At 66.8% G+C, this 21,879-nt stretch carries 22 protein-coding genes; 11 read left to right on the top strand and 11 right to left on the bottom strand.

Annotated features, from left to right (window positions below; genetic code table 11):
• Nucleotide 1: 1 nt before the first annotated feature.
• The gene (locus ACQPZ2_RS42115) at nt 2-922 is read left to right on the top strand and encodes an AraC family transcriptional regulator (protein WP_433523421.1); all 921 of its coding nucleotides are present in this window, start codon (nt 2-4) and stop codon (nt 920-922) included.
• Between the two features lie 56 nt (nt 923-978).
• Here the strand turns inward: ACQPZ2_RS42115 and ACQPZ2_RS42110 are convergent, their stop codons facing one another.
• From ACQPZ2_RS42110 to ACQPZ2_RS42080, 7 genes are all read right to left on the bottom strand, one after another.
• A complete protein-coding gene (locus ACQPZ2_RS42110) occupies nt 979-1,731 on the bottom strand; it encodes a DUF427 domain-containing protein (protein WP_433523420.1) in 753 nt (250 codons plus the stop codon).
• Nucleotides 1,732-1,768: 37 nt separating this feature from the next.
• The gene (locus ACQPZ2_RS42105; protein WP_433523419.1) at nt 1,769-2,218 is read right to left on the bottom strand and encodes a MarR family winged helix-turn-helix transcriptional regulator; all 450 of its coding nucleotides are present in this window, start codon (nt 2,216-2,218) and stop codon (nt 1,769-1,771) included.
• 113 nt (nt 2,219-2,331) lie between these two features.
• Nucleotides 2,332-3,411 carry an acyl-CoA dehydrogenase family protein gene (locus ACQPZ2_RS42100; protein ID WP_433527675.1) on the bottom strand — a complete coding sequence of 360 codons (1,080 nt, stop codon included), beginning with the start codon at nt 3,409-3,411 and terminating at the stop codon, nt 2,332-2,334.
• A 20-nt stretch (nt 3,412-3,431) separates the two neighbouring features.
• Entirely contained in the window at nt 3,432-4,463 is a 1,032-nt protein-coding gene (locus ACQPZ2_RS42095; RefSeq protein WP_433523418.1) for an acyl-CoA dehydrogenase family protein, read from the bottom strand.
• Nucleotides 4,460-5,677 (bottom strand): acyl-CoA dehydrogenase family protein, encoded by a 1,218-nt coding sequence (locus ACQPZ2_RS42090; RefSeq protein ID WP_063047692.1) that lies wholly within the window; start codon nt 5,675-5,677, stop codon nt 4,460-4,462. The genes ACQPZ2_RS42095 and ACQPZ2_RS42090 overlap by 4 nt, the downstream gene beginning before the upstream one ends.
• Nucleotides 5,677-6,564 (bottom strand): enoyl-CoA hydratase, encoded by an 888-nt coding sequence (locus tag ACQPZ2_RS42085; RefSeq protein ID WP_040696851.1) that lies wholly within the window; start codon nt 6,562-6,564, stop codon nt 5,677-5,679. Before ACQPZ2_RS42085 ends, ACQPZ2_RS42090 begins: the two co-directional genes overlap by 1 nt.
• Nucleotides 6,564-8,111, bottom strand: a complete 1,548-nt coding sequence (locus ACQPZ2_RS42080; protein WP_433523417.1) for a FadD3 family acyl-CoA ligase — start codon at nt 8,109-8,111, stop codon at nt 6,564-6,566. The genes ACQPZ2_RS42085 and ACQPZ2_RS42080 overlap by 1 nt, the downstream gene beginning before the upstream one ends.
• Nucleotides 8,112-8,208: 97 nt before the next feature.
• Between ACQPZ2_RS42080 and ACQPZ2_RS42075 the strand changes: the two genes are divergently transcribed.
• The 5 genes from ACQPZ2_RS42075 (at nt 8,209) to ACQPZ2_RS42055 (ending at nt 13,153) form a co-directional block, all read left to right on the top strand.
• Complete coding sequence (locus ACQPZ2_RS42075; protein ID WP_433523416.1) at nt 8,209-9,399, top strand: acyl-CoA dehydrogenase family protein; 1,191 nt, start codon at nt 8,209-8,211, stop codon at nt 9,397-9,399.
• Nucleotides 9,396-10,193 carry an SDR family oxidoreductase gene (locus ACQPZ2_RS42070; protein WP_433523415.1) on the top strand — a complete coding sequence of 266 codons (798 nt, stop codon included), beginning with the start codon at nt 9,396-9,398 and terminating at the stop codon, nt 10,191-10,193. The genes ACQPZ2_RS42075 and ACQPZ2_RS42070 overlap by 4 nt, the downstream gene beginning before the upstream one ends.
• Nucleotides 10,194-10,564: 371 nt before the next feature.
• Nucleotides 10,565-11,293 (top strand): hypothetical protein, encoded by a 729-nt coding sequence (locus ACQPZ2_RS42065; protein ID WP_433523414.1) that lies wholly within the window; start codon nt 10,565-10,567, stop codon nt 11,291-11,293.
• 45 nt (nt 11,294-11,338) lie between these two features.
• On the top strand, nt 11,339-11,956 hold the full coding sequence (locus tag ACQPZ2_RS42060) for a TetR/AcrR family transcriptional regulator (RefSeq protein ID WP_433523413.1): 618 nt from the start codon (nt 11,339-11,341) through the stop codon (nt 11,954-11,956).
• 9 nt (nt 11,957-11,965) lie between these two features.
• The gene (locus ACQPZ2_RS42055; RefSeq protein ID WP_433523412.1) at nt 11,966-13,153 is read left to right on the top strand and encodes an acetyl-CoA C-acetyltransferase; all 1,188 of its coding nucleotides are present in this window, start codon (nt 11,966-11,968) and stop codon (nt 13,151-13,153) included.
• A gap of 175 nt (nt 13,154-13,328) precedes the next feature.
• Here the strand turns inward: ACQPZ2_RS42055 and ACQPZ2_RS42050 are convergent, their stop codons facing one another.
• Genes ACQPZ2_RS42050 through ACQPZ2_RS42035 form a run of 4 tightly spaced genes read right to left on the bottom strand, consistent with a single transcriptional unit; the run spans nt 13,329 to nt 16,865 of the window.
• Complete coding sequence (locus tag ACQPZ2_RS42050) at nt 13,329-14,405, bottom strand: NAD(P)H-dependent flavin oxidoreductase (protein WP_433523411.1); 1,077 nt, start codon at nt 14,403-14,405, stop codon at nt 13,329-13,331.
• Nucleotides 14,402-15,211, bottom strand: coding sequence for a CoA-transferase subunit beta (locus tag ACQPZ2_RS42045; RefSeq protein ID WP_433523410.1), 810 nt, complete (start codon nt 15,209-15,211; stop codon nt 14,402-14,404). Before ACQPZ2_RS42045 ends, ACQPZ2_RS42050 begins: the two co-directional genes overlap by 4 nt.
• On the bottom strand, nt 15,208-16,092 hold the full coding sequence (locus tag ACQPZ2_RS42040; RefSeq protein ID WP_433523409.1) for a CoA transferase subunit A: 885 nt from the start codon (nt 16,090-16,092) through the stop codon (nt 15,208-15,210). The genes ACQPZ2_RS42045 and ACQPZ2_RS42040 overlap by 4 nt, the downstream gene beginning before the upstream one ends.
• Nucleotides 16,092-16,865 (bottom strand): enoyl-CoA hydratase family protein, encoded by a 774-nt coding sequence (locus ACQPZ2_RS42035; RefSeq protein WP_433523408.1) that lies wholly within the window; start codon nt 16,863-16,865, stop codon nt 16,092-16,094. The genes ACQPZ2_RS42040 and ACQPZ2_RS42035 overlap by 1 nt, the downstream gene beginning before the upstream one ends.
• Before the next feature lie 60 nt (nt 16,866-16,925).
• On the opposite strand from ACQPZ2_RS42035, the gene ACQPZ2_RS42030 reads away from it, so the two are divergent.
• The 5 genes from ACQPZ2_RS42030 to ACQPZ2_RS42010 all read left to right on the top strand — a co-directional run bounded on the left by ACQPZ2_RS42030 (nt 16,926) and on the right by ACQPZ2_RS42010 (nt 21,857).
• The gene (locus tag ACQPZ2_RS42030) at nt 16,926-17,723 is read left to right on the top strand and encodes an SDR family oxidoreductase (protein WP_433523407.1); all 798 of its coding nucleotides are present in this window, start codon (nt 16,926-16,928) and stop codon (nt 17,721-17,723) included.
• Nucleotides 17,724-17,759: 36 nt separating this feature from the next.
• Nucleotides 17,760-18,671, top strand: a complete 912-nt coding sequence (locus tag ACQPZ2_RS42025; RefSeq protein WP_387286473.1) for an SDR family oxidoreductase — start codon at nt 17,760-17,762, stop codon at nt 18,669-18,671.
• 509 nt (nt 18,672-19,180) lie between these two features.
• Nucleotides 19,181-20,323 carry a hypothetical protein gene (locus ACQPZ2_RS42020; protein WP_433523406.1) on the top strand — a complete coding sequence of 381 codons (1,143 nt, stop codon included), beginning with the start codon at nt 19,181-19,183 and terminating at the stop codon, nt 20,321-20,323.
• 11 nt (nt 20,324-20,334) lie between these two features.
• Nucleotides 20,335-20,850, top strand: a complete 516-nt coding sequence (locus ACQPZ2_RS42015) for an ImmA/IrrE family metallo-endopeptidase (protein ID WP_433523405.1) — start codon at nt 20,335-20,337, stop codon at nt 20,848-20,850.
• Complete coding sequence (locus tag ACQPZ2_RS42010; RefSeq protein ID WP_433523404.1) at nt 20,847-21,857, top strand: hypothetical protein; 1,011 nt, start codon at nt 20,847-20,849, stop codon at nt 21,855-21,857. The genes ACQPZ2_RS42015 and ACQPZ2_RS42010 overlap by 4 nt, the downstream gene beginning before the upstream one ends.
• Nucleotides 21,858-21,879: the final 22 nt, after the last annotated feature.

Here is a 21,879-nt window from a genome sequence, read left to right as displayed (position 1 = left end):
GATGGACATCCTCAGCGAAACCATCGCCGCCATCCGCACCGGCAATCCGACCTCCGGCCTGTTCATCCGGCACGCGCCGTGGGGCCGTGCCTATCCGGTCGTCCCCGGCGCGGGTTTCCATGTGGTGCTGCAGGGTTCGTGCTGGGCGGTGCCGACCGGCGGCGAACCGATAGCTCTCGGTGTCGGCGACGTCCTGTTCATGCCGCGTGGCGCCGACCACGATCTGCTCGACCGCCTCGACAGTCCGGTCACCGAGAAGGCGCAACCGGGGGAACCCCGCGAGATCACCGGACCGGGTGCGCGCACCGCCCTGCTGTGCGGCGCGTACGAACTCGGCAGGCAGCGCAGCCACCCGCTGCTCGACGAACTTCCCGAATTCATCCATCTCCCAGCACGTCCCGGCCGTCACCCGTCCCTGCGCGCCGCTGTCGACCTGCTCGCCGCCGAGGTCGCCGAACCGAAACAAGGCAGCGATGCCGCTGTTCCCGTCATCCTGGAAACCCTGCTCCTGTTCATGCTGCGCGCCTGGTTCGACGAACAAGCCGCCGACGAACCCGCCACCGGTTGGGCGGGGGCCTTCGCCGATCCAGCGGTCGCCGCGGCACTGCGCGCCGTACACGAAGCACCCGCCCGCACCTGGACGGTCCCCGACCTCAGCGATATCGCGGGCGTCTCCCGAGCCACCCTGGCCCGCCGCTTCACCGCCACCGTCGGTGAACCACCCCTGGCCTACGTCACCCGCTGGCGCATGCTCACCGCCGCCCGCCTGCTCCGCGATACCGACAGCCCCCTCGGCGCCATCGCCCGAAAGGTCGGCTACACCTCCGAATTCGCCTTCGCCAAGGCCTTCAAACGCGAATACGGCCAGGCCCCAGGCCAATACCGCCGCGCAGACGACCAGCCCCCACTGATCGCGGTCTGATCAGGCGAGCTCGCTCCCGCAGCGCGGCAGCCGCGTGCCCGAACGACCCGCTTGCGTCAGCTGAACGGAGTATTCGGACGGTCCTGGAGTTCGCCGTCGAGGTAGATATCGACCTTCTCGTTGTAGAAGCAGGCCAGGCCCGCGATCTTCTGGCTTTCCGGGAGCGGGGTGCGATAGCCCCAGACGATGTCCGGGTATTCCTTGCCGTCGATGTGGACGGTCCAGTAGTCGGCGGTGCCCTTGTAGGGGCAGCTGGTGTGGATTGCCGAGGGCTTCAGCAGGTCCTGCCGAACATCGGTCAGGGGAAGGTAATACCTTGCGGGGAGGCCGGTTTCGAAGAGGATACGGGGGGAGTGCGAGTCGGCGACGGTGGTGCCGTCGATTTCGACGCGGATATGCCGGGAACTCGCGAGGATGTCGACGCGGGTGTACGGATCGCGCGGGTGGACGTAGACCGGCTCGTCCTCTTCGAACCATTCGTCCATGGCGTTCCAGTCCAGGCGCACCAGCTCGTTCAGTTCGGTGAACGGGGAGTCGTGATAGCGCACCGCGGCTCCGGACGCGGTGGTGCCGTCGACGACCACGTCGTATCCGGTCGCGGTGCCGCGGCTCGGGGATTTCGCGCTGGTGCCGTTCGGCTCGAGTTTCGCGTGCAGATCCGCGGCGGGCAGATAGTAGGTCGGGTAGTGCGGACTTTCCCAGACCAGGACCGGTCGGGCGGTATCGGCGACCAGCTGGCCGCCGAGGTAGACCCGGACTCGCTTCTGGCTGGTCGCTAGCTTGACTCGGCCACGCTTCTCATCGGTCATATTTCCGACCGTACTCCGGTCCGACCAGCCGAGTCGGCTATCGCGACCTGGACAGATGCTGCGGCACCGACTTCTTCAGCGCGTCCAGCAGTTCCTTCATGTCGCTTTCCATCCGGGCCAACCGTTCGATATCGAAACCGGTGAGTCCCGCCGCCATCGCCTCGCCGAAGGCGCCGCGGGCACGCGTCAGGCGACTGCGTCCGGCCGGGGTGAGCTCGACGACGACGGCCCGGGAATCATCCGGATCCTTGCGTCGGGAGGCGTATCCGTCCGCGACGAGCTTGCCGATCAGCGCCGTTGCCGCCGGCTGCGAACATCTATCGATACGAGCGAATTCGCTGACGCGCACCGCGCCGTGTTCGTCGAGCACCGCCAGTGCGCGCATCACGGCTCGCGGCAGATCGTCGCCGCTGATCACCCCGGCCAGCCGGGTCAGCCGACCCGCGGTGACGAGGAGGTCGACCACGATGTCATCTGCTGTTGCCACCTGAGCCTGCTGCATAGAATATTATTACATACGCTAACTATGTATGGCGAGGGCGTGTACCAGACCTGTCCGAACGATAGCGCCCCGGGGAACTCCACCGGGGCGCGTGACCGTCAGGCGGGTTGCGTGAGCGGTCTGCGTGGCTGCCCGAACAACTCCGCATCACCGTGTGCGCGCTTGAAGAACAAATGCGCGTCATGTTCCCAGGTAATGGCGATGCCGCCGTGCAACTGCACCATCTCGGCCACGATGGTCGTGAACGTCTCCGAACAGTGCGTCCGCGCCACCCAGACATCCTCGGCGGCGGACGGGCTCTGCTCCGCCACCGCGACCGTCGCCGCGTAGGACGCGGATTTGGCCGACTCCACCAGCACGTACATATCCGCCATGCGGTGCTTGAGCGCCTGGAAGCTGCCGATCGCCCGCCCGAACTGCACCCGGGACTTGGCGTATTCGACCGTCATATCCAGGCACCGTTCGGCCGCACCGACCTGCTCGGCAGCCACTGCGGCCCAAGCGATTTCGTGTAGCCGTGCGATGAGCGCCGGATCAGCCGAAGCGAGCCGCCGCGCCGGAACCGCCGCAAACGTGATTTCGGCGAGTTTGCGAGTGGGATCCATAGTCGGGACGGCACGTCGGGTGACGCCCGCGGCACCCGACTCGACCTCGAACAGTCCGTCGGAAGTCACCACAACAAGCGTGTCGGCATGCAACCCGTCGAGTACGTAATGCGATGTGCCGGACAGTGTTCCGCCTTCGGAATGCACACCCGGCTCATCCCAGCCGCCGGTGCCCGCCCAGCACACCGCGATCGTGCGGGCGCCTTCGGCAACCTCCGGCAGCAGCCGCTCACACGCCGCACTGTCACCGGACAACAGCACCGTCTGCGCACCGAGCACGGCCGAACCCAGCATCGGCACCCCGGCCAGCGTGCGCCCCAATTCGGTCACCACCAACAGGGATTCGACCAAGCTGGCGCCGAATCCGCCGTATTCCTCCGGAATCGCCAGCGCCGCGACACCGACCTGCTCGCACAGCAGCCGCCACAACGTCTCGTCATAGCCGAGTTCGGTATCCATTGCCGCGCGCACCGCGGCTGACCCGGCGTGCTTGGCGAGCAGCGCCCGGACCGAGGCGATGAATTCCTGATGTTCGGTGCTTGGCCCACCCGTCGCCCGACCACCACCCCTCATCGAATCGCTACGCGATGCAGTCATTTCATACCTCGCAAGGCTCGGTCCCGGACCGCCTCGTCGCGCAGTGCGCGGGAAATCCGGGAACGATGCAGATCCGGTGTACCCCAGGCCGACCGCAGCGCGGTCACCCTGGTCAGCCACAGCGACAGGTCGTACTCGGCGGTGTAGCCGATCGCGCCGTGCACCTGCAGCGCCGCGCGTGCTGCCCGATAGGCCGCATCGCCGCAGGCGATCACCGCAGCCGAAACGTCGCGCCCGCGCGTGGTTTCGCCCATTGTCAATGCCGCCCGATAGAGCAGCGGCTCGGCCAGGTCCAGCGCGATCAGCACATCGGCCAACTTCTGCTTGACGGCCTGGAATTCGCCGATCGGCTTACCGAACTGCTTGCGCTGCTTGGCATATTCGGTGGCCGCGGCCAGCAATGCCCGGCCCGCACCGAGCAACTGCGCCGCATTGGCCAGCGCACCGGAATCGAAGGCGGCCCCAACCGCCTCTAGCACCTGCTCGCCTTCGGCGACAACGGCATCGGATTCGATGACGAACAGTCGCCGCGCCGGATCGACCGATCGCACCAGACCCGCGCGCTGTCCGGTGCGGAGCTGATTACCGTCGGCGATGAGCACGATGTCGGCGGTATCCGCGTCCAACGCGACCGTGCCGTGCTCGGCCGACGTGAATGCCAGCGTGCCGAGCGCCGCACCCTCCGCGAATTCGGGTAGCCAGCGTGCGGCCAGTGCGGTATCCGGAAGGGCTTGCAGCAGTGCGGGTATCGCGGCCGCCGTCTCGACCAGTGGTCCGGGCGCCGCGGCGCGGCCTATCTCCTGGAATGCGACGACGAGATCGATCGGCTCCGCACCGACACCGCCGTGCTGTTCCTCGACGGCAAGTCCGAGCGCACCCGCACCGGCCAGCTGCCGTATGAGCGCGCGTCCGGGCCGGGGATCGCCCGCGGCCCAGTTGCGCACCGCGGCTGGTGTCCGTCCGGCGTCGAGCAGCTTGCGCAGGCTGGTGCCGAAGTCGAGTTGTTCCGGGCTGAGCGCGAATCTCATCGGCTGCTCCCTCTCGGTAGTCCGAGCAGCCGCTCGGCGATGATATTGCGCTGAATCTCATTGGTACCGGCGTAGATCGGGCCGGACAGCGAGAACAGATAGCCGTCGGTCCACGACCCGGCCCGCTCGGCCGCACCGCCGAGTACCTCCAGCGCGGTCTCGTGCATGGCGATATCCAATTCGGACCAGAACACCTTGGTGATGGAGGATTCCGCGCCCAGCTTGCCGCCCTCGTTCAACCGGGTGACCGTGCCGAAGGTGTGCAGCCGATAGGCCTCGCTGCCGATCCAGGCGTCCACCACCGCATCGCGCTGCGCGGTATTGGTGCGGTCGCCGGTGTCGAGCCAGAGATCGATGAGGCGCTGCGCGGTGGCGCTGAAGCGGCCCGGCGACCGCAGCGACAGTCCGCGCTCATTGCTCGACGTACTCATCGCGACCCGCCAGCCGTCGCCGGGCTCGCCGATCACATCGCGATCCGGCACGAAGACATCGTCGAGGAAAATCTCCGCGAAGCCGGGTTCCCCGTCCAACTGTGGAATCGGCCGCACCGAAACACCATCCGCGGACAGCGGGAACATCACATAGGTGAGTCCGCGATGCCGCCCCCGGCGGCTGCGGTCAGGCCCGGAGGCGGCAGCCTGCGTAACCACGGAGGGCCCCGCATCCGCCGAATCGGACACAGCTTCGGGATCGCTGCGGAACAGCCCGAAGGCCCAGTCCGCGAACGTCGCGCGCGAACTCCACGTCTTCTGACCGCTCAATAGCCAGCCGCCGGTGGTGCGTCGCGCGGTCGAGCGGATACCGGCCAGATCGCTGCCCGCCTCCGGCTCGGACCAGGCCTGCGCCCAGATATCGTCACCGCGCGCCATCCGCGGCATGATCCGTTCCAGCTGCTCCGGTGTGCCGTGCTCGAAAAGTGTCGGCGCCAGCAGGAATATGCCGTTCTGGCTGACCCGCCCCGGCGCACCGGCGGCGTAGTACTCCTGCTCGAAGAGCACCCACTCCAGCAGTGCGGCATCGCGCCCGCCGTACTCCCGCGGCCAGGCGACGACCGACAGCCGCGCCTCGGCGAGCGTGCGCTCCCATTCGCGATGCGCCTCGAACCCGGCCTTGGTATCCATCGAAGGCAGCGGCTTCGCGGGTTTGGCGGCGGCGAGGAATTCGCGGACTTCCCGCTGGAATTCCTGCGTCGCCTGATCGAGATCCAGATCCACTACGTTGTCCCGTTCTGCTCGGACGTCGAGGCCGTCGTCGCGTTGGCCTTCATCGACTTGGCGTTCATGCCGCCGAGCGAATCCGCGCCGACCTCGGCATTGTGCGCATGTGCGAAGTGATGCAGGCCGAATACCGAATCCATGCCCGCCCGCATGCCCATCAGATCCTCGGCCTGGTTGACCGCCTTCTTGGTCAGCGCGAGCCCGAATTGCGGCATGGTGGCGATCTTTTCGGCCAGTTCGAGGGTTTCGGTCTCTAGCTGGTCGCGCGGCACGACGCGATTGACCATGCCCCACTCCTTGGCCTGCGCCGCATCGAAGCGGTCACCGGTGAACAGGAACTCCTTGGCCGCGCGCGGACCCATCACCCACGGATGGGCGAAGTACTCCACACCCGGAATACCCATGCGCACAACGGGATCGGAGAAGAAGGCGTCGTCGGAAGCGATGATCAGATCACAGACCCAGGCCAGCATGAGCCCGCCCGCGATGCAGGCGCCCTGCACCATGGCAATGGTCGGCTTCGGAATTTCCCGCCAGCGCCTGCACATGCCGAGGTACACCTCGAGTTCGCGCGCGAAGCGCTGGTCACCGCCGACCTTGTCGACGTGATCCCACCAGAGCGCGGCCTTGTTCTGGTACCGCACATGGTGATCACGGCCGGGGGTGCCGATATCGTGCCCGGCGCTGAAGTGTTTTCCATTGCCCGCCAGGACGATTACGCCGACCTCGGGATCCTCGACCGCGCGCTCGAAGGCGGCGTCGATGGCGTAGGTCATCACCGAGTTCTGCGCATTGCGGTAGTCGGGCCGGTTGAGCGTCACGATGGCGACCCGCCCGCGCCGTTCGTACGTGACGACGTCCGGCTCATAGGGGATCTCGGACATTACGATTTCTCCTCACGTAGTTCACGTTTCAGCACTTTCCCGGCCGCGCTATAGGGCAATTGGTCCCGGAATTCGATGAACCGCGGCACCTTGAAATTCGCCAGCACCGTGCTCGCATGTGCGCGCACCTGCTCCTCGGTCAGCCCCGCACCGGGCTTGCACACCACAAATGCCTTGCCCACCTCGCCCATTCGGGTATCCGGCACTCCGATGACGGCGGATTCGGCCACCCCGTCGAGCCGGGCCAGCGCCTGTTCCACCTCCGCCGGATACACATTGAATCCGCCGGAGATGTACATATCCTTGAGTCGATCGGTGATCTTCAGATAGCCGCGCTCGTCGATCGTGCCGATATCGCCGGTGTGCAGCCAGCCCTCGGTATCGACGGTTTCGGCGGTGCTTTCCGGATCGTTGAGGTAGCCGAGCATGACATTCGGTCCGCGCAGCAGCACCTCACCTTCCGGGCTCAGCCGCAGTTCGAAATCGGCGATCGGTCGGCCGCAAGTGCCCGCGATGGTCGCGGCATCGTCGTCCGCGCGGCACATGGTGCCGAACCCGGCGGCCTCGGACAGTCCGTAGCCGGTGATGACGACATCGAAGTCGAGTTCCGAACGCATGCGCTCGACCAGCACCACCGGTACGGTCGCGGCGCCGGTGACGGCGACCCGCAGGGTGCTCAGGTCGAAGTTGTCCCGGTCCGGGAAGTCCAGGATGGTCTGGTAGATGGTCGGCGGTCCTGGCAATACCGTGACCTTCTCTTCGCCGACCAATCGCATGGTCACCGGCACATCGAAGGTCGCCTGCGGAATGATCGTCGCGCCGGTCACCAGGCACGCGAGAATGCCCGCCTTGTAACCGAAGTTGTGGAAGAACGGGCTGACCACCAGATAGCGATCGGAGCTGTCGAGGGTGGTGCATTCGGCCCAGGCCCGCACCACCGACAGTGCCTGCCGATGCGCGACCAATGTGCCCTTGCTGCGTCCGGTGGTGCCGGAGGTGAACAGGATGTCGGAAATATCCTCGGGGTCGACATCCTCGGCACGCTTCACGGCATCGGCCGACGGGACGGATTCGGCTATTTCCGCCAGTTGCGACCAGTTCAGCGCGGTGGGATCGTCGGTATCCGAGTCGACCGGAATGACCACCACCGTATCGATATGCAATTCCGGTGCTGCGGCACGCAATTCGGCCAACCGATCCCTGCCGAGGAAGGTCCCGGCAATGAACAGCGCCTTGGCCTCGACCCGCTCCAGCACATCGGCGGCCTCGTCCGCGACGTAGCGGGTATTCAACGGCACCAAGGCGGCGCCCGCGTAGTGCGCGGCCAGGGCGGCGATCACCCAGTGGTAGGTATTCGGCGCCCACATGGCGACCCGATCGCCCGGCCGCACGCCACGGGCGATCAGCGCCCGCGCCACCTCCTGCACCGCCGCCAGCAACTGCGCCCAGTCCAGCCGTACGTCGCCGTCGCCGAGGGCGGGTGCGGTGCCGAAGGTGCGCGCGGCATCGTGCAGTGCCATGGGTGTCGTTTGTGCAGGGGTTGTCACGGGTGTCCTCACCGTCGGCGGGGTCTTTTGCTGCCTTTGCTCGATAAAAGCGGTCCGGCTCTAACAAAGCAAGTGCTTGGTAGGTTATCCTACCGGCGTGGTTGCTATCCAGACCTCAGATTCCGACACTGCGGCACAGGACGCGCGGTTTTCCGCAGAAGTGCGCGAGTGGTTGGCCGAGAACCTCGACGGCGAGTTCCGTGCGCTGCGCGGACTCGGCGGGCCCGGCCGCGAACACGAGGCCTTCGAGGAACGCCTCGCCTGGGACCGGCATCTGGCCGCCGCCGGCTGGACCTGCCTCGGCTGGCCCAAGGAGTGGGGCGGGCGGGCGGCCTCGGTGCGCCAGCAGGTGATCTTCCACGAGGAATACGCCAAGGCGAACGCGCCCGCGCGGGTTTCCCACGTCGGTGAGGAACTGCTCGGTCCGACGGTATTGGCCTTCGGCACCCAGGCGCAGAAGGAGCGGTTCCTGCCGGGCGTCCGGAATGTGACCGAGCTGTGGTGCCAGGGCTACTCCGAACCCGGCGCGGGCTCGGACCTGGCGGCCATCACCACCAGCGCCCAGCTCGACGGCGACGAATGGTCGATCAACGGCCAGAAGATCTGGACTTCGCTGGCCCATGTGGCCGACTGGTGCTTCGTGGTCGCGCGCACCGAAAAGGGTTCGACGCGGCACAAGGGCCTTTCCTACCTGCTGGTTCCGATGCATCAGCCTGGCATCGAGGTCCGCCCGATCATCCAGCTGACCGGCACCTCGGAATTCAACGAGGTTTTCTTCGACGATGCCCGCACCGCCGCGGACCTGGTCGTCGGCGAACCCGGTGACGGTTGGCGCATCGCCATGGGCACGCTCACCTTCGAGCGCGGCATCTCCACCCTCGGCCAGCAGATCCGATTCGCTCGCGAACTGGCCGATATCGAGGCATTGGCCCGCCGCACCGGCGCGGCCGACGACCCGTTGATCGCCGACCGTATCGATAAGGCATGGGTCGGCCTGCGTGTGCTGCGCGCGCACGCGCTGCGGACCATGCAGGACAGCACCGCGGACGACGGCGGCCAGGCCTCGGTTTCGAAGCTGTTGTGGGCCAACTGGCATCGCGGCCTCGGCGAATTGGCCATGGCCGTACTCGGCCCCGCCGGTCTGGTAGCCGATGAGCACGATCTCAACGAATGGCAGCGGCTGTATCTGTTCACCCGCGCCGACACGATCTACGGAGGTTCGAACGAAGTGCAGCGCAATATCATCTCCGAGCGCGTGCTCGGACTGCCGCGGGAGGCTCGCCCATGAATGGACCGCTTTCCATTGCGCCGCAGCCCATTCCAGGGCACGGTCTGCTGACCGGACGCAATGCCGTGATCACCGCGGCGGCGGGCACCGGCATCGGCTCCGCGACCGCGCGCAGGTTGCTCGCCGAGGGCGCCGATGTCGTCGTATCCGACTGGCACGAGCGACGTCTCGCCGAAACCGAGATCGAGCTGAAGGCTGAATTCCCGGAGCGCCGGGTCGCTTCGATCGTGTGCGATGTGCAGAGCACCGAACAGGTCAACGAGCTGATCCGCAGCGCCGCAACGGCATTGGGCCGCATCGACATCATGGTCAACAACGCCGGACTCGGCGGCGAGACTCCGGTCGTCGATATGACCGACGAGCAGTGGGACCGCGTCCTCGACATCACCCTCAACGGCACCTTCCGCTGCACCCGCGCCGCTCTCGGCTACTTCCGCGATGCGGGCCACGGCGGTGTCATCGTCAATAACGCCAGCGTGCTCGGCTGGCGCGCGCAATACGGCCAGGCCCACTACGCCGCCGCCAAGGCCGGCGTCATGGCCCTGACCCGCTGCAGTGCGGTCGAGGCCGCCGAACTCGGCGTCCGCATCAATGCCGTCGCCCCGAGCATCGCCAGGCACGCCTTCCTGGACAAGGTCAGCTCGACTGAACTCCTCGACCGCCTCTCCGAACGCGAAGCCTTCGGCCGTGCGGCGGAACCCTGGGAGGTCGCCGCCACCATCGCCATGCTGGCCAGTGACTACACCACCTACCTCACCGGCGAAGTGGTATCGGTAAGCAGCCAGCGGGCCTGATCTACGCGACCCCAGCGGAGCGAGGCTGACGAACGACCCGTTCGCGGCTTGTCTCGCATTCGTGCGAAGGCGCGACCCTCGACTCAGTCGAGTCGGCGAAGAGCATGCGCTGCGGGCGCGCGTCTCGGCGGCGCCGCTAGCGACTGCTTGCAGGTCGCTCGAAAGGGTCGGACGCGAGACAGACGGGGCCGCGAACACACAGCGACGCATGGGCTGCCTGTATCACAGCGCAGTTGTGCGATCGCTTTCAGACCTCTGCGATCCGTCGGGCAGGTGGGCGTCTGATCAGGTAAAAAGGCCGGGACGCGGGCCGTATACCTGTGCAATGCTGGGAGTGGCCGAATCCCGTACTTCCCTAAGGGGCGATGGCTATGGGGCAGGATCGCCCACCGGCCCGCGAACAACTGGAACTCGAATTGGTGCGCGAAGTCGTGCTGGCCAGGCGACGTCTGGACAGCATGGTGCTCGCGGCGCTCACCCTCGGCGCCGAACTCATGGACCACACGTCCGAGCGCGCGACCGCGACCCGGACCGCCCAGATTCTCGAGCAGTATGCGATCGATGAATCCGAGGTCGCCCGTGATCCGCGCGGTGCGTTGCGTGCCGATATGACACGTGATTACGAACGCGCCTGCCGCGTCGGGCTCAGTGCCGCATCGCTCGGATCCGAACAGGACCGCAGACGGCGGCGGCAGACGGCACTGTTGTGTGAGGTGCGAGCGGATCTGCTCGACGTCATTCGCAAATGCCGCAAATTCCGCTTCGATCGTGCGGCATTCGCCGACGAGATCGCCCAAGGTCTGTGCGCCGCTACGGACAAGCTGGTGGTCGGCGCGGATATGGATACCTATCGAGCCTGGCAGCGCGGCATGATCCTCAAACTCATCGAGGAGCCGGTCCCATTCGGCCCACCACGCGTCATGGCCACCGTGGACGCGGGTCCGGATCGCAGCCCGCTGACCGTCGAATGGGACAGCTGTGAGCGCAGACTCGCGCTGGTCGCCCGGATGGCGCGCGCAGGCGTCTCACCGGTCGTGATCTGCGACCGACTCCTGGCGGATCTGTCGGTGTCGTCACCACTGCGCTATTCGATGCGCTGACCAAACGAGGTACGCGGCTGGCCCAAGCAAATGCTTGGTTGTATTATGAGCCGTGTGACCGCACCAGACGCCTCGAAATCAGCACGGCGCAATGAATTGCTCGCACTCGCGGCCCAACTGTTCGCCGAGCGTGGACTGCGTGCGACCACCGTGCGAGATATCGCCGATGCGGCCGGAATTCTATCGGGGAGCCTCTACCACCACTTCGATTCCAAGGAGTCGATGGTCGACGAGATTCTGCGCGGCTTCCTCGACGATCTGTTCGGCCGGTATCGGGAGATCGTGGCCTCCGGGCTGAGTTCGCGAGATACCTTGGAAGCGTTGGTGATCGCGTCCTACGAATCCTTCGACCGCTCACACGCCGCGGTGGCGATCTACCAGGCCGAGGCCAAGCGCCTGCGCGATTCGGAGCGGTTCACCTATATCGCGGACTACAACCGCGAATTCCGCGAGCTGTGGCACCGGGTGTTGATCAATGGCGTCGCGGACGGCAGCTTCCGGCCGGAACTCGACGTCGAATTGGCCTACCGGTTCCTCCGGGACACGGTTTGGGTTGCGGTGCGGTGGTACGAGCCCGGCGGCTCGATCACCGTCGAGAACCTCGCCAAGCAGTACCTGACCATCGTGCTAGACGGCCTGACAGTGCCTGAGCACACCAAGTAGGAGTTCCAGATGTCAGCACCATCCGCTCGCCGCCCCTACGCCCCGCTGCGGGATGCCTATGTGATCGACGCGGTGCGCACCCCGGTCGGCAAGCGCAATGGCGCGCTGGCCGCGGTGCATCCGGCCGATCTCGGCGCGGCCGCACTGCGCGGGCTGCTGGACCGCAACCCGATCGATCCGGCGGTGGTCGACGATGTGATCGTCGGCTGCGTCGACAATATCGGCCCGCAGGCGGGCAATATCGGCCGCACCATGTGGCTGGCCGCCGGATATCCGGAGGAAGTTCCCGGGGTCACCGTCGACCGGCAGTGCGGATCCTCCCAGCAGGCCATCAATTTCGGCGCGCAGGCCATCATGAGCGGCACCGCCGAGGTGATCGTCGCGGGCGGCGTGCAGAACATGAGCGCCATCCCGATCTCGGCGGCCATGTTGGCGGGCAAGGAATATGGGTTCGACGCACCGTTCGTCGGGGCGCAGGGCTGGGACCATCGCTATGGCACCGCGGAGGTTTCGCAGTTCAACGGTGCGCAGCTGATCGCCGACAAATGGAATATCAGCCGAGAAGAGATGGAGCGCTGGGCATTGCGCAGCCATGAGCGCGCCCGCGATGCCATCAAGAACGGCCGCTTCGATGGTGAGATCGTGCCCGTCGGCGATTTCTGGATCGACCAGGGGCCGCGCGAGACCACGCTCGAGAAGATGGCGTCGCTGCCGGTGCTCGCCGAGGGCAGCACGCTGACCGCCGCGGTCGCCAGCCAGATCTCCGACGGCGCGAGCGCGACCCTGCTCGCCTCCGAATGGGCCGTCGCGGAATACGGATTGCGCCCACGCGCCCGCATCCACCATGTGAGCGCCCGCGGCGCCGACCCGATCATGATGCTCACCGGCCCGATTCCGGCCACCAAGTGGGCGCTGGAGAAGACCGGTCTGACCATCGAGGATATCGATGCCGTCGAGATCAACGAGGCCTTCGCTCCGGTCGTGCTCGCCTGGCTGCGGGAGACCGGCGCCGATCCGGAGAAGGTGAACGTCAACGGCGGCGCGATCGCCCTCGGCCACCCGCTCGGCGCCACCGGCGCAAAGCTTTTCGCCACCCTGCTCAATGAGCTGGAACGCCGCAACGGTCGCTACGGCCTGCTCACCATCTGCGAGGGTGGCGGCACCGCCAACGCCACGATCATCGAACGCCTCAGCTGAGAGCCCTTCGTCAACTCCGGCTGAGTAACCAAAGGCCGCCCCTTGGAAGCGATGCCAAGGGGCGGCCTTTCGGTGCATCAGGATTGCGGCGATGGCTGCCCAACGCCTGCACAAGTTTGCAAGCCCGGACGACGGGAGCGACCGCGAGGTGTGCCTCGCAGCCGCGTCGCTTCGATCAGGACGTCTTGCGGTCCGCAGTCAGCGCGGCGATGGTGTCGATCCGCGTGACGGCATCGGCGACGATGCGGTCGATGAGTTCCTTGCAGGTGGGCAGGTCGTCGATGATGCCGGTGACCTGGCCCGCGGCAAGTACGCCCGCGTGGGTATTGCCCTCGACGAGTCCGGCGCGCAGCAGCATCGGGGTATTGGCGGCCATCACGACCTGAGACCAGCTGAGGTCCTTGGCCTTTCGCATGGCCAGGCCGTCACGGACCATGGTCGACCACTTCATGCCGGTCATGCCCTTGAACTTCGCCGCATTGGAGACCGCGGCGGCCAACCCCCGCCAGCGCCCCGAATGTTCCAGGCGATCAACCAGTTCGGTATTCAGCACCCGGTGCGGCATACCGTCGACCTTGAGCGAGACCACGGTGTCCTGCAGTTGTCGCTTCAGGTACTCCTGCTTGACCGCGTCGGGCACGGTGCTCTCCTTGGTCAGCAGGAAACGCGTACCCATCGCGACACCCGCGGCGCCGTAGGCCAATGCGGCCGCCAGACCACGTCCGTCGAAGAATCCGCCTGCCGCGACAACCGGAATATCGACCGCATCCAGCACCGACGGCAGCAGCAGCGTGGTCGCCACCGGACCGGTATGCCCACCGCCCTCGCCGCCCTGCACGATCACCGCATCGGCGCCCCAGGACGCGACCTTCACCGCGTGCTTGGCGGCGCCGATCGACGGAATCACCACCACACCGGCATCTTTCAGCTTGGCGATGAGTTCCTGCTTCGGTGCCAACGCGAATGACGCGACGGCCACCTTCTCCCGGATCAATAAATCGATCCGCTCGGGCGCATCCGTGGCGTCGGCGCGGATATTCACGCCGAACGGCTTGTTGGTATGCGCCTTGGTCTTCGCGATCGCGGCTTCCAATTCGGCGAATGTCATGGTGGCCGAGGCCAGAATCCCGAGCCCACCCGCCTCGGCCGTCGCCGACACCAGGCTCGGCCCGGCCACCCAACCCATACCGGTCTGCACGATCGGATGTTCGATGCCGACCAATTCGGTCAGCGGTGTCCGCAGCGAACTCATGACGGCACCTCTGATTCCCGAACCTTCCTCGGATCGAGCACATCGCGGATCAACCGCAGCTCTTCCGAGGTCGGCAGCCGAGTTTGTCCCGCCTCGGCCAGTCCGGCGATCTCGAACGAGGTGTTCTCGGCGATCTCGTCGGCGGTGACGCCCGGATGTAGACTGCGCGCCCGCATCGTGTGGCCGGGTCCCTCGAAATCGAAGACGCCCAAATTGGTGACCACCCGATGCAGGTGATGGAACCGATACGCCGGATTGGCCGGATCGACCTTGTCATAGCCGACGCCGGAGACGATATCGACCTGATCGACGAACACCCGGCGCGTATGCCGCGAAACCCAGTAGCTGGTCGGGTGATTGATGGTGTTGCCCGGCGCACCGCGCGAACCGAACATCTGCCGGGTCGGCTGTTGCAACGGACCGAATGCCGACAGATTCTGATTGCCGAACCGATCGAGCTGATTGGCCCCCATCACCACATGGCGCCGCCCCGAGGCCACCACGTCGAACACCTTGCGGAACGGAATCCATCCCTCGACCGGCGCTTTGCCGCCCAGCGGGGGAGTGTCGGCGAAGAACAGCGCCTCGCCATCGGAGAGCAGCAGATCCGGTTCGGTGGTCAACTTGGCCAGCCGCGCGCCGATGATCGTCATCGGCGACATCGGCGAGGCCATGATTTCCCCTGCGCCGCTGAAGATCTCGGCGCAGGCGATGGCGCAGATCTCGGCCCTGGTGACTGTTTCCGTAGTTGGCCCGCCCGTCACCCGACCACCACCCCTCACGGAATCGCTTCGCGATGCTGTCATTTCTGCGCCTCCTGTGCGAACTCGCGAACGGCGGCCTGATATTCGTCCTCGGAGACCGCCAGATACTTGTCGACGAACTGCTGCCAGGACTCCGGCGTCTTGGCCGACTCCACATAGTGCTTCTGGAACTTCTCGTCCCGGCCGTAGCTGTCGGCGGCCAGGGTGAAGTGCGCGCCGCCGGGCGCCTCGACCACACCGTCGACCAGCATCCGGTTGAGCAATAACGACTGCAGCGGAACGGCTTTCACCAGTTCCTCGGTCTCCACCACCTGCTCCACCGACACGTAGCGACGCTCGGCGGCCAGGCAGTACAGGTCGTCGAAGTACGGATCGACACCGGTGTAGGCGGCATTGCCGTGCTTATCGCCGATATTCAAATGCACGAGCGCCGCATCGAGGTTCAGCGCGGGCATCGCGATCAGCGTCTCGGTTCGTCCGTCGCCGTCCGGATACGGTGACGCGACGGTCTTCAGCTCGCCGTCCCAGAAATTCACGACATCGGATCCGAGACCGGCGCGGATCGGCAGGAACGGCAGTCGCGCGGCCGCCGCCTCCAGCCCGCATTTCAACATGCCCTCGTCCATCTCCCGCGCCACCAGCGCACCGGACGTCCGCGCCTTGGCGAACCACGGATCGTAGAACGGCGGCGAATCCAGCGAGACGAAGCCGTAGTACGCCTTGCGCACCTTGCCCGCCGAGCACAGCAGACCGAGATCGGGTCCGCCGTAGCTGACCACGGTCAAATCGGTGATATCCGAGCGCAGGATGGCCCGCACCAGCGCCATCGGCTTGCGCCGCGAGCCCCAGCCACCGATACCGATGGTCATACCGCTGCGCAGTTCGCCGACTACGTCGTCGAGCGACATTCGCTTGTCCCGCATCAGTTTTCCTTGCTCTCTTCCTTGCGCGCGGCCAGATCGTCGTCGAACCGCGCACGGATCTCATCCGCGACACCGGCCAGATTCAGTTCGAAGGTGAAGCCCTGTTCGTAGCGGTAGCTGCGGTGCACGTCCTGCACATCGATGCCATTGAGCGCCCGCTTGGCCGCCCGGATGACCCGGCTGTCCTTGGTCGCGATGTTCTTGGCGACCTCCAGTGCTGCGGCATCGAGTTCGGCGCGCGGCACCACCTGGTACACCGAGCCGAAGTGCTGCAACTGCTGTGCGGTGATGGTGCTCGCGGTATAGAACAGCGCGCGCATCAGATGCTGCGGCACCAGCCGGGACAGATGCGTGGCCGCACCGAGCGCACCGCGGTCGACCTCGGGCAGCCCGAACGTGGCGTCATCCGAAGCGATTACGACATCGGCATTGCCGACCAGGCCGATGCCGCCGCCGAGGCAGAAGCCCTGCACCGCCGCGATCACCGGCACCGGGCAGTCGTAGACGGCCGCGAACGCCTCGAAACAGCCGTGATTCGCGTCGATCAGCGCCTGATGGCCGGGGGTGCGCTGCATCTCCTTGATATCGACACCGGCATTGAAGCCGCGGTTCTCGGCGCGCAACACCACCACTTTGGTTTCCGGATCGCGACCGGCCGCGCGGATCTCATCCGCCAGCGTGAACCAGCCGTCGGACGGTATGGCGTTGACCGGCGGGTAGTCGACCGTGACCACGGTGATGCCGGTTGATTCGGTGTGACGGTTGATCCCCATCGCAAGTCCCATCGTGTGTACGAGGTGGCAAAGCAAGCAGTTGCTTGGTAGGTTAGCACGGTGGCACTCGAAATAGACCTCACCGGCAACGTCGTCCTGGTCACCGGCGGTGTGCGCGGGGTGGGCGCGGGCGTCAGCAGGGCTTTCCTGGCTGCCGGAGCGACCGTCGTGGCCTGCGCGCGACGACCCGGTGAAGAGCTGGTGGAACACGAAGGCCGGGAGATCGAATACCTGCCCTGCGATGTGCGCGATGCCGACGCCGTGCAGGGGTTGGTCGACGCGATCGTCGCGCGGCACGGCCGCCTCGATCACCTGGTCAACAATGCGGGCGGCGCCCCGTTCGCCCTCGCCGCCGATGCCAGCAAGAACTTCCACAGCAAGATCGTCGAGCTGAATCTGCTCGCGCCCCTGCTCGTCTCACAGGCCGCCAATGCGGTGATGCAGCAGCAGCCGGGCGGCGGCTCCATTGTGATGGTGTCCAGTGTGAGCGGGCACCGGCCGTCGCCGGGGACGGCCGCCTATGGCGCGGCCAAGGCGGGCGTCGACAGCCTGACCTCCTCGCTCGCCGTCGAATGGGCGCCGAAAGTCCGGGTGAATTCGCTGGTCGTGGGCCCGGTCGTCACTGAACTGAGCGAACTTCACTACGGCGATCAAGACGGTATCGACGCCGTCGGCGCGACCATCCCGCTCGGTCGGATGGCCCGCCCCGAGGACATCGGCCGCTGCGCCGCCTTCCTGACCTCATCCCTGGCCGCCTTCGTCAGCGGCGCGACGCTGCTGGTGCACGGCGGCGGTGAGCGTCCGGCATTCCTCGCGGCGTCGAATGCGAAAGTCGGCGAGCAGACCGCCAAGGCCTGAACAATCGAACCTGAAAACGAAGAGGACACAACAGGTATGGACACCGAGCAGATCTGCGCGGGGCGCATTGTCATCGTCACCGGCGCCGGCCGCGGTATCGGCCGGGCGCACGCGCTCGCCTTCGCCGCCGCCGGGGCCCGTGTGGTCGTCAATGATCTCGGCTCCGCGTTGAACGGCGCGGCGACCGGTGAGACGCCCGCCGAACAGGTCGTCGCCGAGATCAAGGCACTCGGCGGCGAGGCCGTGGCCAATGGTGACGACGTCGCGGACTGGGACGGCGCCCGCAATCTCATCCGCCAGGCCGTCGACACCTTCGGCGGCCTGGATGTGCTGGTCAACAATGCCGGTTTCGTGCGCGACCGCATGTTGGTGAACCTGGGCGAGGACGAGTGGGATGCGGTGGTCCGGGTGCACCTCAAGGGCCACTTCGCGACCATGCGCCATGCGATCGAGTACTGGCGCGGTGAGTCCAAGGCGGGGCGCCCGGTCGATGCCCGCATCATCAACACCAGCTCCGGCGCGGGCCTGCAGGGCAGTGTCGGCCAGAGCAATTACGGTGCCGCCAAGGCGGGTATCGCCGGCCTGACCCTCACCGCTTCGGCCGAATTCGCGCGCTACGGCGTCACCGTCAATGCCATCGCACCCTCGGCCCGCACGCGCATGACCGAAACCGTCTTCGCCGAGACCATGGCCGCCCCCGAGGACGGCTTCGACGCGATGGCTCCCGAGAATGTCTCGCCGATCGTGGTTTGGCTCGGCAGTGCGCAATCCGCGGCTGTCACCGGGCGGATGTTCGAGGTCGAGGGCGGCAAGGTCGCACTCGCCGATGGCTGGCGGCACGGCACCGCCGTGGACCGCGGCGCTCGCTGGAATCCCGCCGAACTCGGCCCGGTGGTCGCCGACCTGATCGCCAAGTCCGTTCCGCCGGAGGCCGTGTACGGCGCCTGAGCGCCGAATAGTTCCGGCAGCACCGAAAGCTGGGTGATTGCTTCACTCAACGGATATTGGTGCGACCGTACTATTTTCCTCTCCGGCTCACCGGGGATTGCATCGGCGTGTCCCTCGATCCGCGGTCTGGTCGTAGGGGTGCGCGGACGCGTCCGTGGTGGGCCATCGCCGGGTGATCGGACCGACACGGGTTCTGCTGCGGGTAAGTCCGATTCGCCGCTGCGCAGCATCGACATACGTACTGGTCTGCCCGTTTAGTCCAGCGCGCGTAGGGGATCGCGCGGAAATGTGTTCCGGATTACAGCCGAACTCCCGAAGACATGGTCTGGGCGGTCGACCGAGAACCGGCGTGTGGCCGGTCGGCGTGTCGAATATCCCGCGTGGCCCGAGCCACTGCGCGGATTTGGGCTGAGGTTTACTATGGGCTCCCGTTCGTTGAAGTCCCGGAACTGAAGTGTTGCGACCGGGCAAGAGATCTGCGCTATTTCGGATGAGGGGAAGGCTGGCGCATGGCCGTTGGTCGCATGTCGCGTGTGGTCGCAGTACTCGCGACTGTCGCCGGCTTTGCGCTACTCGGGGGCGTTTCGGCCGAAGCGCAGCCCGGCGGCGCCTGTGCGCGGTGCGCGGACCCGACTAATCCGACGCCGGATTCGAACGGCGATGTCTGGATGCCGCTGACGATTCCGGGCCAGTCGAGTGTCAGTTCGCCGATCGATCCGACCGACGCCGCGGCCGGGGTGAACCCCGCCGCCGGTCTCGGTTCGGCCGCCGGTTCGGCCGCAGCCGGTTCAATCGCGACGGGTCTGCTCGGCGCACTACTCGGCGGTGGCTCGGTAGGCGTGGGCACCATCATCGGCACCGGCTCCGCGGGCGTCGGCGCGATCATCGGCACCGGCTCGGCCGGTGTTGCCACCATTCTCGGTACCGGATCCGCCGCTGTCGGCTCCGCCGCCGCGGGTACGGGTTCGGCCGCGCTCGGAACCGGATCGGCTTTGCTCGGAACCGGTTCTGCCGCAGTCGGTTCCGCCGCCGCGGGTACGGGTTCGGCCGCGCTCGGAACCGGATCGGCTTTGCTCGGAACCGGTTCTGCCGCAGTCGGTTCCGCTGGCGTCGGCACCGGATCCGCACTAGCAGGTACGGGTTCGGCCGCGGTCGGTTCCGCGGGCGTGGGTTCGGCCGCAACCGGTTCTGCCGCTGTGGGTTCGGCCGCCGTCGGTTCCGCGGCGGTCGGCTCTGCCTCGCCACTGCTGCTGCTCCTGATCCCGCTGCCGACGCCGCCCGCGCCCGCGGTGCCGCCCGCTCCGATCATCGTTCCGCCCGCACCGCCCGCACCGCCCGCACCGCCCGCACCGCCCGCACCGGCAGCGCCGCAGATCGCGCCGGTCCCGGTGGCCGCGCCGTCCGCGCCCGCTCCTGAGCAGGCACCACCGCCTGCCGCGCCTCCCGCGCCATCGGCCGAGCCGAATTCGGATGTCCAGCACACCAGTGCAGACGACGGCCTGCCGAAGCCCAACGTACTGGGTGTGGTCGGCGGCCTGATCGCGCTCGCACTGGCCGGAACCGGCTCCGGCGCAGTGAGTTTCCGGAGCGCGTCGGCCGCGCAGGCCCGCATCGATGCCGCTCGTGCCGAATTCTTCGGACCGAGAACGTAAGCGGGCGTTCGATGAGTGAGAGCAGGATCCAAAGCGGACTCCGGGCATACCGCCGGGTCGCGGCGGCGGTCGACGCGGTATGCGCGGTCGCCGCGGATTCCGATGCGACCACCCTGGAGGAGGTCGTCGCCTCCATTGCCAGCGAGCGGCGCCGCGAAATCGAAATCGCCAGTGCCGAACTGGGTCCCGGTGTCTGCGGCCAGCGCCGGTTCTATCCGGACCGCGATGTCATCGTGCTCGCCACCGCACTGCCGAGCCGCGACCACACGCTCGCACACGAATTGGGCCATATCGTCTTCGATCACGAGGGTGCGCCCGCGCCGGAGGTGACGCTGGAGGCCAGCGACGATCTGATCGCCTACATGCTCAGTCAGCGGGCGCATCAGGAGGTCGTCGACGACGGCGCGGACGAACTCGCCGAATGGGAGGCCGAAACCTTCGCCGCCATGTTGATGACCCGACTCCGCGTATTCAACAGCCGGGGCGCAGGCGTCTCGGTCCTTCGATTCGATGAGGCGCTGGGATGACCCTCTGGTTGACGGCCATGCTGGTCTGGGTTGCCGCCGGTGCGCGTGTGGGGCGCGTGCTGGTGAAGCCCGCGACGACCGCCCGAGTGGCGATCGTGGTCGCGGTCGCGGCGGTCGCGGTCGCGGCCACCGTCGCGGTTCCGGAAATCGCGCTGGCGCTGGACAACCTGCTACCGCGCGGCCTGCGTTCGGGCATGCTCTCCGACGGCATCGTCGCCTCGGCCTGGATCCTCTTCGCGGCCGCGACCTCGGTGGTCGCCTCGGCCGCGTGGCCGGTCGTCTCCCGCAGCAATCTGCGCCAGATCGCCTTCGTCATCTATGGCGTCGGTGTGCTCGTAGTGGCGGTGAATCTGTTCTGGTCCACCACCTTCGGCTGGATAGTTGTCGCACTCGGCTGTGTATTCGTCGTTGTCACCGGTGTGCGCAATCTGGACTGGACCGCCCTCGGTCGTGGTATCGCGATCTATGCCGCGGGCACCACGGTCGTCGCGGTACTGGCCGCGCTGCAGGTCCGCCGGGCCTATATCGATGCGCCGCCCGCGCGGGCCGGTGAAGCGGACTGGGCCTGGCCGATCTGGGCGGCGGCCGCGCTGCTCATCGCGTTCGGTGCGGTCTGGATCGTGGTGGAGTTGTGGGTGCGTGCGCGAATCCTGTTGCGGCAGATCAAGGTTCTGCACCGCATCATGGTCGGCCGGTTTCCGGAGGTGGTCGCCCACGAGCAGACCGGTACCTCGACGCAGCTCAAGGCATCCGATCAGGTCGCGCAGATCATGGACGCGCTGTATCTGCAATCCGGCGGCGGTATCGAAATTGTCACCGCGGGCCCGCCGCCGCCACTGGTATCGGCGCGTGCGGACCGAGTTGCGCAGTGGGCGCGAAACCCATTGGGTGATGTAGTAGTAGATGCACGGTGGATTGCTCCGCCCGAGGGCATTAGTCCTCGCGGTTGGATCCAGGCAATCGCGCGCGCCTACGAAGCGGGTGCCGGAGCCGCTGCCCGAAATTGATCGTGTGCAATCCAAACCGATC

Source organism: Nocardia pseudovaccinii (genome assembly GCF_050942345.1).
Classification (GTDB): Bacteria; Actinomycetota; Actinomycetes; order Mycobacteriales; family Mycobacteriaceae; genus Nocardia; species Nocardia pseudovaccinii.
The sequence above is the reverse complement of the archived record's forward strand: the minus strand, read 5'-3'. Positions and strand labels throughout refer to the sequence as shown.

Bases quoted from the DNA above. Each gene is read 5' to 3' on its own strand.
- ACQPZ2_RS42035 (WP_433523408.1), bottom strand. From the start codon at position 16,865: ATGGGGATCAACCGTCACACCGAATCAACCGGCATCACCGTGGTCACG.
- ACQPZ2_RS42050 (WP_433523411.1), bottom strand. From the start codon at position 14,405: ATGAGTTCGCTGCGGACACCGCTGACCGAATTGGTCGGCATCGAACAT.
- ACQPZ2_RS42025 (WP_387286473.1), top strand. From the start codon at position 17,760: ATGGACACCGAGCAGATCTGCGCGGGGCGCATTGTCATCGTCACCGGC.
- ACQPZ2_RS42085 (WP_040696851.1), bottom strand. From the start codon at position 6,564: ATGTCCGAGATCCCCTATGAGCCGGACGTCGTCACGTACGAACGGCGC.
- ACQPZ2_RS42045 (WP_433523410.1), bottom strand. From the start codon at position 15,211: ATGACAGCATCGCGAAGCGATTCCGTGAGGGGTGGTGGTCGGGTGACG.
- ACQPZ2_RS42095 (WP_433523418.1), bottom strand. From the start codon at position 4,463: ATGAGATTCGCGCTCAGCCCGGAACAACTCGACTTCGGCACCAGCCTG.
- ACQPZ2_RS42065 (WP_433523414.1), top strand. From the start codon at position 10,565: ATGGGGCAGGATCGCCCACCGGCCCGCGAACAACTGGAACTCGAATTG.
- ACQPZ2_RS42010 (WP_433523404.1), top strand. From the start codon at position 20,847: ATGACCCTCTGGTTGACGGCCATGCTGGTCTGGGTTGCCGCCGGTGCG.
- ACQPZ2_RS42020 (WP_433523406.1), top strand. From the start codon at position 19,181: ATGGCCGTTGGTCGCATGTCGCGTGTGGTCGCAGTACTCGCGACTGTC.
- ACQPZ2_RS42110 (WP_433523420.1), bottom strand. From the start codon at position 1,731: ATGACCGATGAGAAGCGTGGCCGAGTCAAGCTAGCGACCAGCCAGAAG.
- ACQPZ2_RS42055 (WP_433523412.1), top strand. From the start codon at position 11,966: ATGTCAGCACCATCCGCTCGCCGCCCCTACGCCCCGCTGCGGGATGCC.
- ACQPZ2_RS42015 (WP_433523405.1), top strand. From the start codon at position 20,335: ATGAGTGAGAGCAGGATCCAAAGCGGACTCCGGGCATACCGCCGGGTC.
- ACQPZ2_RS42070 (WP_433523415.1), top strand. From the start codon at position 9,396: ATGAATGGACCGCTTTCCATTGCGCCGCAGCCCATTCCAGGGCACGGT.
- ACQPZ2_RS42100 (WP_433527675.1), bottom strand. From the start codon at position 3,411: ATGAGGGGTGGTGGTCGGGCGACGGGTGGGCCAAGCACCGAACATCAG.
- ACQPZ2_RS42060 (WP_433523413.1), top strand. From the start codon at position 11,339: ATGAGCCGTGTGACCGCACCAGACGCCTCGAAATCAGCACGGCGCAAT.
- ACQPZ2_RS42115 (WP_433523421.1), top strand. From the start codon at position 2: ATGGACATCCTCAGCGAAACCATCGCCGCCATCCGCACCGGCAATCCG.
- ACQPZ2_RS42040 (WP_433523409.1), bottom strand. From the start codon at position 16,092: ATGCGGGACAAGCGAATGTCGCTCGACGACGTAGTCGGCGAACTGCGC.